Source organism: Streptomyces sp. NPDC057307 (genome assembly GCF_042667665.1).
Taxonomy (GTDB): domain Bacteria; phylum Actinomycetota; class Actinomycetes; order Streptomycetales; family Streptomycetaceae; genus Streptomyces.
Window position 1 is genome coordinate 1 of sequence record NZ_JBHUZM010000204.1, and the last position, 10,285, is coordinate 10,285.

Annotated in this window: 8 protein-coding genes; 4 read left to right on the forward strand and 4 right to left on the reverse strand. The window is 69.5% G+C overall.

Features of this window, described 5'->3' with window-relative positions:
- Window positions 1-118: 118 nt before the first annotated feature.
- The 4 genes from ACFUN8_RS35345 to dnaK all read right to left on the reverse strand — a co-directional run bounded on the left by ACFUN8_RS35345 (window position 119) and on the right by dnaK (window position 4,465).
- Window positions 119-595 (reverse strand): heat shock protein transcriptional repressor HspR, encoded by a 477-nt coding sequence (locus tag ACFUN8_RS35345; RefSeq protein ID WP_356587483.1) that lies wholly within the window; start codon window positions 593-595, stop codon window positions 119-121.
- A 5-nt stretch (window positions 596-600) separates the two neighbouring features.
- Window positions 601-1,812 (reverse strand): molecular chaperone DnaJ, encoded by a 1,212-nt coding sequence (dnaJ, locus tag ACFUN8_RS35350; RefSeq protein ID WP_382564177.1) that lies wholly within the window; start codon window positions 1,810-1,812, stop codon window positions 601-603.
- Between the two features lie 110 nt (window positions 1,813-1,922).
- On the reverse strand, window positions 1,923-2,603 hold the full coding sequence (grpE, locus tag ACFUN8_RS35355) for a nucleotide exchange factor GrpE (RefSeq protein ID WP_383646987.1): 681 nt from the start codon (window positions 2,601-2,603) through the stop codon (window positions 1,923-1,925).
- The gene (gene dnaK, locus ACFUN8_RS35360; RefSeq protein WP_382564179.1) at window positions 2,600-4,465 is read right to left on the reverse strand and encodes a molecular chaperone DnaK; all 1,866 of its coding nucleotides are present in this window, start codon (window positions 4,463-4,465) and stop codon (window positions 2,600-2,602) included. Before dnaK ends, grpE begins: the two co-directional genes overlap by 4 nt.
- A gap of 245 nt (window positions 4,466-4,710) precedes the next feature.
- On the opposite strand from dnaK, the gene ACFUN8_RS35365 reads away from it, so the two are divergent.
- The 4 genes from ACFUN8_RS35365 to ACFUN8_RS35380 all read left to right on the forward strand — a co-directional run bounded on the left by ACFUN8_RS35365 (window position 4,711) and on the right by ACFUN8_RS35380 (window position 10,250).
- Window positions 4,711-5,385: a sugar transferase gene (locus ACFUN8_RS35365; RefSeq protein ID WP_383646990.1), complete on the forward strand. Its 675-nt coding sequence runs from the start codon at window positions 4,711-4,713 to the stop codon at window positions 5,383-5,385.
- A 134-nt stretch (window positions 5,386-5,519) separates the two neighbouring features.
- A complete protein-coding gene (locus ACFUN8_RS35370) occupies window positions 5,520-7,787 on the forward strand; it encodes a heterodisulfide reductase-related iron-sulfur binding cluster (protein ID WP_383646992.1) in 2,268 nt (755 codons plus the stop codon).
- A gap of 267 nt (window positions 7,788-8,054) precedes the next feature.
- On the forward strand, window positions 8,055-9,152 hold the full coding sequence (locus ACFUN8_RS35375; RefSeq protein ID WP_383646997.1) for an FG-GAP repeat domain-containing protein: 1,098 nt from the start codon (window positions 8,055-8,057) through the stop codon (window positions 9,150-9,152).
- Between the two features lie 141 nt (window positions 9,153-9,293).
- The gene (locus tag ACFUN8_RS35380; RefSeq protein ID WP_383646995.1) at window positions 9,294-10,250 is read left to right on the forward strand and encodes a Yip1 family protein; all 957 of its coding nucleotides are present in this window, start codon (window positions 9,294-9,296) and stop codon (window positions 10,248-10,250) included.
- The last annotated feature ends 35 nt before the right edge of the window (window positions 10,251-10,285 follow it).

Consider the following 10,285-nt stretch of genomic DNA (forward strand, 5'->3'; position numbering starts at 1 on the left):
CAGTCCCGGATCTCTCCGGGAGGCGACAGGCCCTCCTCTGTCAGGTCCTGCGGTCGGACGCGTCCTCGTCCGACTGGTTCAACTCGTCCGACTCGTCTGACTCGTTCGACGGGTCCAACTAGTCCGACGACAGCTTCGGCTTCGGCCGCCACACCACCAGCGCGCTCGTCTGCTGCACGTCCTGATACGGCACCAGGTCCCGCCGGTACGACGCGTGGACCTGGGCCTCGCGCTGGCGCATCGCCGCCGCCGCGCCGTCCACCGCCGCACCGAGTTCGGCCACGCGCGCCTGGAGCGCCGCGACCTGGTTCTCCAGCTCGATGATGCGCTTGATGCCGGCCAGGTTGATGCCCTCGTCCTGCGACAACTGCTGCACCTGGCGGAGCAGTTCGATGTCGCGCGCCGAGTAACGCCTGCCGCGGCCCGCCGTACGGTCCGGCGAGACCAGGCCCAGCCGGTCGTACTGGCGCAGCGTCTGCGGGTGCAGCCCCGACAGCTGGGCCGCCACCGAGATGACGTACACCGGTGACTCTTCGGTCAGCTCAAAGGCTCGGTTGAACGATGAGTGCGGTCGACGCCGCCCGACCCCGTCCATTGGAGTCACGCTCCCTTCGCTGCCTGGAACAGCTCGTCCCGTGGGTTCTCCCCCACGGTCGCCTTCCGGTAACTCTCCAGCGCGTCACGGGCCTCGGCGCCGAGATCCTTGGGGACGACCACCTCGACGGTGACCAAGAGGTCGCCACGGCTGCCGTCCTTACGTACGGCACCCTTCCCCCGGGCGCGCATCGTACGGCCGTTGGGCGTGCCCGCGGGCAGTTTCAGGGTGACCGGGGGGCCACCCAGCGTCGGGACCTTGACCTCGCCGCCGAGCGCCGCCTCCACGAAGGTGACCGGCACCGTGACGGTGAGGTTGTCGTCCTTGCGGCCGAAGACCGGGTGCGCGCCGACGTGGACCACCACGTACAGATCGCCGGCCGGACCGCCGCGCTCGCCCGGGGCTCCCTTGCCGCGCAGCCGGATCCGCTGGCCGTCGCTGACGCCGGCGGGGATACGGACCTGCATGGTCTTCGAGGACCGGGCACGGCCGCTGCCCTTGCAGACGTCGCACGGGTCCTGGGCGATCAGCCCACGGCCCTTGCAGTCCACGCACGGGTCGGTCAGCGAGAAGCCGCCGCCCGTGCCGCGCGACACCTGTCCGGTGCCGACGCAGGTCGGGCAGACCCGCGGCGAGCCGTTCTTGTCGCCGGTGCCCGAACACGCCTTGCAGGGCGCCTGGCTGGACATCCGCAGCGGAACCGTGGCCCCGTCGACCGCCTCGGTGAAGCTGAGCGTCACCTCGGACTCGATGTCCTGGCCGCGGCGCGGCTGCGTGCGCGTACCGGTGCCGGGACCGCCTCTGTTGAAGAGGCCGCCGAACACGTCCCCGAGTCCGCCGCCGAAGCCGCCGGCGCCGCCCTGGCCGCCCTGCGTCCCTCCGCCGCCCTGGGGGCCGCCTCCGAAGAGGTCGCCCAGGTCGAAGTTGAAGGACCCGCCGTTGCCGCCGGCGCCGGGACCGGCCCGGAAGCCGCCCCCGTTGCCGAAGAGCGAGCGTGCCTCGTCGTACTCCTTGCGCCGCTTGGGGTCGCCGAGCACGTCGTTGGCCTCGGAGATCTCCTTGAAGCGCTCCTCGGCCTTGGCGTCACCCTTGTTGGCGTCCGGGTGGAACTCGCGGGCGAGTTTCCGGTACGCCTTCTTGATCTCGGCCTCGGTGGCGTCCTTGGGGACGCCGAGAACCTTGTAGTAGTCCTTCTCCACGAAGTCCTTGGTACTCATTCCCGACGTCCCTCCTCACTGCCCGTCATGCGTGCCGCATGCGTACTGCCTGTCATGCGTACTGCCCATCCGTACCGCCGTCGGCCCGTCCCGAACCGCCGGTCCGCACGTCAGCCCTCGTCCGGGCCACCGCTCTCCTCGTCCGTGTCCGGCTCGTCGGCGCCCGACGCCTTCTCCCCGGGCTGGGCCCCCGGCTGGGGCTCCGCCACGGCGACGCGAGCGGGCCTGATGGTCCGCTCGCCGAACCGGTACCCAGGCTGCAGGATCGCGACGCACGTGTCCTCGGTGACATCCGGTGCGTAGCTGTGCATCAGGGCTTCGTGGATCGTCGGGTCGAAGGGCTCGCCCTCCTTGCCGAACTGCTGGAGGCCCATCTTCGCGGCCACCGTCTCCAGCGATTCCGCCACCGACTTGAACCCGCCCACCAGCTCGGCGTGCTCCCGGGCGCGCCCGATGTCGTCGAGCACGGGCAGCAGCTCGGTCAGGAGGTTCGCGACAGCGATCTCCTTGACCGTGACCCGGTCCCGCTCGACCCGGCGGCGGTAGTTCTGATACTCGGCCTGAAGCCGCTGGAGATCTGCGGTGCGCTCACCGAGCGCCATACGGACCTGGTCCAGCTGAGCGATCAGCGCGGTCTGTGTTGCGTCTTGCTGTACGTCCCCCGCCGGGGGGGCCGCCGGGCCCGGCTCCTTGGCGGAGTCCGGCTCGGCGGCCTTCGGCGCGGCGTCTTCGGGGGTGGCGCCTGAAGGGACGTCGGGCTCCTCTTCGAAGCCCGGAGTCTCCTCCGTCACGCGGCACCGTCCTTCTTGGGCTTCTCGTCGTCGACGATCTCGGCGTCCACGACGTCGTCCGCGCCGTCGGTGCCGCCGGCGGGACCGGCCTGCTCCGTGCCCGGGGCGTCGTTGCCGGCGCCGTCGGCCTGCGCGTTGGCGTACATGGCCTGGCCGAGCTTCTGCGAGACGGCCGCGACCTTCTCCGTCGCCGTGCGGATCTCGGCCGTGTCCTCACCCTTGAGCTTCTCCTTCAGCTCGCCGATGGAGGTCTCGACCTCTTCCTTCACGTCACCGGGGACCTTGTCCTCGTTGTCCTTGAGGAACTTCTCCGTCTGGTAGACGAGCTGTTCGGCCTGGTTGCGGGTCTCGGCGGCCTCGCGACGACGGTGGTCCTCGTCCGCGTACTGCTCGGCCTCTTCGCGCATCCGGTTGACCTCGTCCTTCGGCAGCGAGGAGCCACCGGTGACGGTCATCTTCTGCTCCTTGCCGGTGCCGAGGTCCTTCGCGGCCACGTGCATGATGCCGTTGGCGTCGATGTCGAAGGCGACCTCGATCTGCGGCACACCGCGCGGGGCGGGCGGCAGACCGGTCAGCTCGAACATTCCGAGCTTCTTGTTGTACGCCGCGATCTCGCGCTCGCCCTGGTAGACCTGGATCTGCACCGACGGCTGGTTGTCCTCGGCCGTCGTGAAGATCTCGGAGCGCTTCGTCGGGATCGTCGTGTTGCGCTCGATGAGCTTGGTCATGATGCCGCCCTTGGTCTCGATACCAAGAGACAGCGGGGTGACGTCGAGCAGCAGGACGTCCTTGACCTCGCCCTTGAGGACACCGGCCTGGAGCGCGGCACCGATGGCCACGACCTCGTCCGGGTTGACGCCCTTGTTGGCGTCACGGCCGCCGGTGAGCTCCTTGACAATCTCGGCGACGGCGGGCATACGCGTGGAGCCGCCGACCAGGACCACGTGGTCGATCTCGGACAGCGCGATACCGGCGTCCTTGATGACGTTGTGGAACGGAGTCTTGCAGCGCTCCAGCAGGTCGGCCGTCAGCTGCTGGAACTGCGAGCGCGTGAGCTTCTCGTCCAGGTGCAGCGGGCCTTCGGCGGACGCCGTGATGTACGGCAGGTTGATCGTGGTCTCGGTGGAGGACGACAGCTCGATCTTCGCCTTCTCCGCGGCCTCGCGGAGACGCTGGAGAGCCATCTTGTCCTTGGCCAGGTCCACGCCGTGACCGTTGGCGAACTGCTTCACCAGGTAGTCGACGACACGCTGGTCCCAGTCGTCACCACCGAGGTGGTTGTCACCGTTGGTGGCCTTCACCTCGACGACGCCGTCACCGATCTCCAGGAGCGACACGTCGAAGGTGCCGCCGCCGAGGTCGAAGACGAGGATCGTCTGGTCGTCCTTGTCGAGCCCGTACGCCAGCGCGGCGGCCGTCGGCTCGTTGACGATACGCAGGACGTTGAGGCCCGCGATCTCGCCGGCCTCCTTCGTGGCCTGGCGCTCGGAGTCGTTGAAGTACGCCGGGACGGTGATGACCGCGTCCACGACCTTCTCGCCGAGGTAGGACTCCGCGTCGCGCTTCAGCTTCTGAAGGACGAACGCGGACATCTGCTGCGGGTTGAAGTCCTTGCCGTCGAGATTGATCTTCCAGTCGGTGCCCATGTGGCGCTTGACCGACCGGATGGTCCTGTCGACGTTCGTGACTGCCTGGCGCTTGGCGACCTCTCCGACGAGCACCTCGCCGTTCTTGGCGAAGGCGACGACGGACGGCGTGGTCCTGGCGCCTTCGGCGTTGGTGATGACGGTGGGCTCGCCGCCTTCGAGAACGCTGACGACGGAGTTAGTCGTGCCCAGGTCGATGCCGACCGCACGTGCCATTTCGATTCCTCCAGCTGACTTGAGTGGAACAGACTCAAGGATGCACGACTGATCCTCATGCGTCAACAGAGCTGAGTCGAGCAGACTCAACTATCGTGCGGCCCGACTTCCGGGAACGACAGGGAAACGGCGCGGTTCCCGCAGGTCCGCGCGCCTTCGGAACTTCTCTCACCCACTACGACACCATCGGTCGGCAAGCGTTACGCAAAAGCCCCGATGTCGCCTACAACGGTCAGGGAGGTCCTGTGGTTCCGAACCCGCGTCCGGACCTGGATCCGACCCCGACCCCGGACCCGACCCCGACCCCGGTCCTGGCTCGGGTCCTGGCTCGGGTCCGGGATCGGGTCCTGCGTCCGGCCCTGGATCTGGACCCCAAGCGCCTGCTCGACCTGACGCTCGGCGCCCTCCTGCTGATGCTGACGGCGCCCTTGCTGGCCGCCGTCGCCGCCGCCCTCACCCTGTCCAGGCGGCACCCCGGCGGCGCCTTCACCCACGAGCGCCGCGTCGGCCTGGACGGCCGTATCTTCACCGTCCACTCGCTGACCACTCGCCGCCATCGGCTCGACCTGCTGTCACGCCTGCCCCACGTCGTACGGGGCGAGATGTCCCTCGTCGGCCCCGCGCCGCTGGCACCGGGCGACCCCAGGACGGCCGCGCCCTGGCGGCAGTTCGTACGGCCGGGCCTCACCGGTCTCGCCCAGGTGCGCCGCCGCTCCCCATGGCCGTGGGACGAGCCCGCGCTGCTCGATCAGCACTATGTGGAGCACCACTGGATCGGCCTCGACCTGGCGATCCTCCTCCGTACACCGGCCGCCGCGGCCGCCCCGTACGGCGCGACCGCCGCCGCGCCACGGATCCCCGCTCAGGGTCACCTCAGCGACACAGATCACCGACCGCGCGGTTACAGTGCGGCGGGATAACTGGGTACCCTCAGCACAAACCGATTAAGTTACCGCTTAGTAGCACCCTTGGTAGTAGCCACGTCGGCAGCCACTGCCGACCGCCACCGCCGTGGTGCTGTTCTTCCCACCCTCGCAGGCCCGAGGAGCCCCCAATGCAACTCGCCGCGATCATCGTGTCGCTGGTGCTGACCGTGGTCGGTGTCGCGCTCATCGCCCGAGCCGGCGCCGAGATCTACCGGTTCGTGAAGCTCGGCTCGCCCGTCCCCGTCGGCAGCCGCACCGACGACCCCCGAGCACGCACGATCACCCTGGCCAAGGAGTTCCTCGGCCATACGCGGATGAACCGCTGGGGCGTCGTCGGCTTCGCGCACTGGTTCGTCGCCATCGGCTTCCTGACGCTCGGGCTGACCATCGTCAACGCGTACGGTCAGCTGTTCCAGGCCGACTGGATCATCCCGGGGATCGGCACCTTCCTGCCGTACGAGATCTACATCGAGTTCATCGCGCTGGCCACGACCGTCGGCATCCTCGTACTGATGGCGATCCGGCTGCTCAACCTGCCCTCGCGGGCCGGCCGCAAGTCGCGCTTCGCCGGCTCCACGGCCTGGCAGGCGTACTTCGTCGAGTACGTGATCCTCACCATCGGCCTCGCGATCCTCATCCTGCGCGGCCTCGAAGGCGCCCTGCACCACGTCGAGAGCTACGACGCGGCGTACTGGGTCTCGTATCCGCTGGTCCTGGCCTTCAAGGACCTCAGCCTCGGCACACTGCAGAACCTGGTCTATCTGACCGCCATGATCAAGCTCGGCGTGACGATGATCTGGGCGATCACCCTGGGCCTCAACACCACCATGGGCGTCGCCTGGCACCGCTTCCTCGCCTTCCCGAACATCTGGTTCAAGCGCGAGTCCGACGGCGGTACGGCGCTGGGCGCGCTCAAGCCGATGGTGTCGGACGGCAAGGAGATCGACTTCGAGGACCCGGGGGACGACGACGTCTTCGGCGTCTCGCAGGTCGAGCAGTTCTCCTGGAAGGGCATCCTCGACTTCTCCACGTGCACCGAGTGCGGCCGCTGCCAGTCGCAGTGCCCCGCCTGGAACACCGGCAAGCCGCTCTCGCCGAAGCTCCTGATCATGTCGCTGCGCGACCACGCGCACGCCAAGGCGCCGTATCTGCTGGCCGGCGGCGGCAAGACCATGGAGGGCGAGGAGAAGGCGTCGGCGGAGGCGTTGAAGGACGTGCCCGCGGCCGCCCTCGCCGAGGCCGAGCGCCCGCTGATCGGGACGCTGGAGGAGAACGGCGTCATCGACCCGGACGTGCTGTGGTCCTGCACCACGTGCGGCGCGTGCGTCGAGCAGTGCCCGGTCGACATCGAGCACATCGACCACATCGTCGACATGCGCCGCTACCAGGTGATGATCGAGAGCTCGTTCCCCTCCGAGGCCGGGACGATGCTCAAGAACCTGGAGAAGAAGGGCAACCCCTGGGGGCTGCAGAAGAAGCAGCGCCTGGAGTGGACGAAGGAGGTCGACTTCGAGGTGCCGGTCGTCGGCCAGGACGTCGAGGACCTCTCCGAGGTCGACTACCTGTACTGGGTCGGCTGCGCGGGCGCGCTCGAAGACCGCGCCAAGAAGACCACGAAGGCATTCGCCGAACTGCTGCACATCGCGGGCGTGAAGTTCGCGATCATGGGCGGCGACGAGAAGTGCACGGGCGACTCGGCCCGCCGCCTGGGCAACGAGCCGCTGTTCCAGCAGCTCGGCCAGGAGAACGTCGCGATGCTGAACATGGCGTACGGCGAGGACGACGAGGACGAGTCGACGCGCAGGCCGAAGTCCTCGAAGAAGATCGTCGCGACCTGCCCGCACTGCTTCAACACCATCGCCAACGAGTACCCGCAGCTCGGCGGCGAGTACGAGGTCATCCACCACACCCAGTTGCTGCAGCACCTCGTCGACGAGGAGAGGCTGGTCCCGGTGACCCCGGTCGAGGGTCTGATCACCTACCACGACCCCTGTTACCTGGGCCGGCACAACAAGGTCTACACACCGCCGCGCGAGATCATCGCGAAGGTGCCCGGCCTCCGTAACGAGGAGATGCACCGCCACAAGGAGCGCGGCTTCTGCTGCGGCGCGGGCGGCGCGCGGATGTGGATGGAGGAGCGGATCGGCAAGCGCATCAACAACGAGCGGGTGGACGAGGCGCTTTCGCTGAATCCGGACATCGTGTCGACGGCGTGCCCGTTCTGCCTCGTGATGCTGACCGACTCGATCAACGGCAAGAAGAACGACGGCCAGGCGAAGGAGTCGCTCCAGGTCGTGGACGTGGCGCAGTTGCTGCTCGACTCGGTGCGGACGCCTGCGGACCCGGAGGACTCCCCGGAGTCGGCGGCCGAGCCGGAACCGGAGCCGGCGACGTAACGCCTCGTGACGTAACGCCTTCTTAAGAAGGAGGGCCGGACCTGCCTCGGGGGCGGGTCCGGCCTTTTGGCTTGCTTGGGACGATCGGCCTGTGATCGCGATCGGTCCGTTTCCTTACCGCAACGCGCGAACTGGAGCATCATGTGGCAGCGATGTCAGGTGACCGGACAGAAATAACCAGACAGACAGATCAGACAGATCAGACAGAAGTAGGTGGATGAGGCCGTGCGGATACGTACCAGTGGCACCGGCGCGACGACAGCGGTGATGACCGCCGCCGGCCTCTGTACGGCGCTGGCCCTGCTGCTGACCGGCTGCAGCGGCTCGGACGGAGAGTCCGGCGGCGAGGCCGGCCGCGAGGCCAAGAACGGCGACACCGCGCCCCTCGCCGGCCACGCCTCCGTACCGAAGCGCCCCGTCCCCCGCGGCGACGGCAGCAAGGTCCCGGCCGACTTCAACGGCGACGGCCTCCGCGACCTCGTACTGAACGACCTGGTCAAGGCCCCCGACGCGGTCCAGGGCGACGACGCGGGCATCGGCATCGTGTACGGCTCCGACTCACCGCGCGGCGTCGACCCCGCCGTACGCCAGACGCTGAGCCCCGCCGCCAACGGCGCGGCCACCGACGGCGTCCTCCCGGCCGCCTTCGACGCGGCGGCCGGCTGCGACCTCGACGGAGACGGCTTCGCCGACCTGGTCGTGAGCACGGACCCGCCGTACGACGGCCTCGGCCGCCCGCCCGTGCCCCTCCAGCTTCTCTTCGGCGGCCCGGACGGCATCACGGGCAAGGCGGTCGTCCTGAAGATCCCCGCCAAGGCGCGTTACGGCGACGACTGGCCCGACCACCCGGTCTGCGGCGACTTCGACGGCGACGGCAAGCCGGACCTCGCCGTCTCCGCGAGCGCGGGCCAGGTCAGCTACCTGCGCGGCCCGTTCAGCCGCGCGGGCGCCCCCAAGGCCGCCACGGCGCCGATCCCCGGCGGCGGCCCCGTCCTCTACGCCCCCACGGGCAAGGCGGACACGGACGCCGACGGCTACGACGACCTCGTGCACGCCACCCGCACCCACGAGCCCGGCAAGGCCGCCAAGGGCAAGCTGCTGCTGGGCGGCCCGCAGGGACCGGACGAGGCGGGCGGCACGTACACCTTCAAGGCGGTCGCGCTCCCGCCCGCGCCGAGGCTGCCGGGCGCGGACGGCGAGCCCACGACCGACCTCCTGGAGTCGGCGGACTTCACCGTGACGCGCACGCACCAGGGCGAGGAGAAGGATCTGATCGCGCTGTACCCGTCGGAGAAGGGCGGGAAGGGCGGCAAGGCGGCGGTGCGCCCGGTGCTCACCTTCAGCACGTCGATCTTCCTCAAGTAGGCGGACGGGCCACGGCGCCGCCTCCGCCCTGCGGCAAGCCCCCCAGGGTCCCCTTAGGGGATGTCACAGCTCGGCCGCAAAGGCTGGCCTGTTCCAGCTCCTCCAGCCCCGGGCCCGCCCGAAGCGGGTACGTTCGGTGACGTGGCTGGATTCAGGATCGGACGCGGCCGGGACAACCGCACACGTCAGCAGGACCCGCAGCAGCAGCCGTACGGACGGCAGGCGGCGCCCCCTCCGCAGTACGGAGGCGGGCAGCCGGCACCCCCGTACGGCAGACAGCCGGGTCCTCCGCAGCAGTGGCCCCCGGCGGGCGCCGGACACCCCGGCCCCCAACAGGGCGGTTACGGCTACCCCGGACCGGGCGGACACGGCGGTCAGCAGGGCGGACACGGCGAGCCCGAGTACTTCGGCGACCCGTACAACCAGCAGCACGGCGCCGGCGGCGCCCAGGACCCGTACGCCAACAACCCGGGTCACACGCAGCAGTTCAGCGTGGACGAGAGCGGCTACGGCGACGGCGCGACGTACCACGCGGGCGCGGCGCCCGCCCCGTCCGGCCCGCGCCTGCACTGGAAGCAGTTGCTGAGCGGGATCGTGCTGCGCCCGAACGCGACGTTCTGGCAGATGCGCGACTACCCGGTCTGGGGCACCGCGCTGGTCGTGACGTTCCTCTACGGTCTGCTCGCCATCTTCGGCTTCGACGGCGCCCGCGAGGAGGCGATCAACGCCACCCTCTCGACGGCCATCCCGTACGTCCTGACGACGGCCGTGGCCTTCGTGATCGGCGGTCTGATCCTCGGCGCGGTCACCCACACCCTGGCCCGCCAGCTGGGCGGCGACGGCGCCTGGCAGCCGACGGTCGGCCTCTCGATGCTGATCATGTCGGTCACGGACGCACCGCGCCTGGTCTTCGCGCTCTTCCTGGGCGGCGAGAACTCCCTGGTGCAGATCCTCGGCTGGGTCACCTGGATCGCGGCGGGCGCGCTGTTCACGGTGATGGTGAGCAGGTCGCACGACCTGCCGTGGCCGAAGGCGCTGGGCGCGTCGGCGATCCAGCTGATCGCGCTGCTGTCGCTGATCAAGCTGGGCACGATCTGACGGATACGGGGGGGGAGCCGCCGTCCCGCGGGACC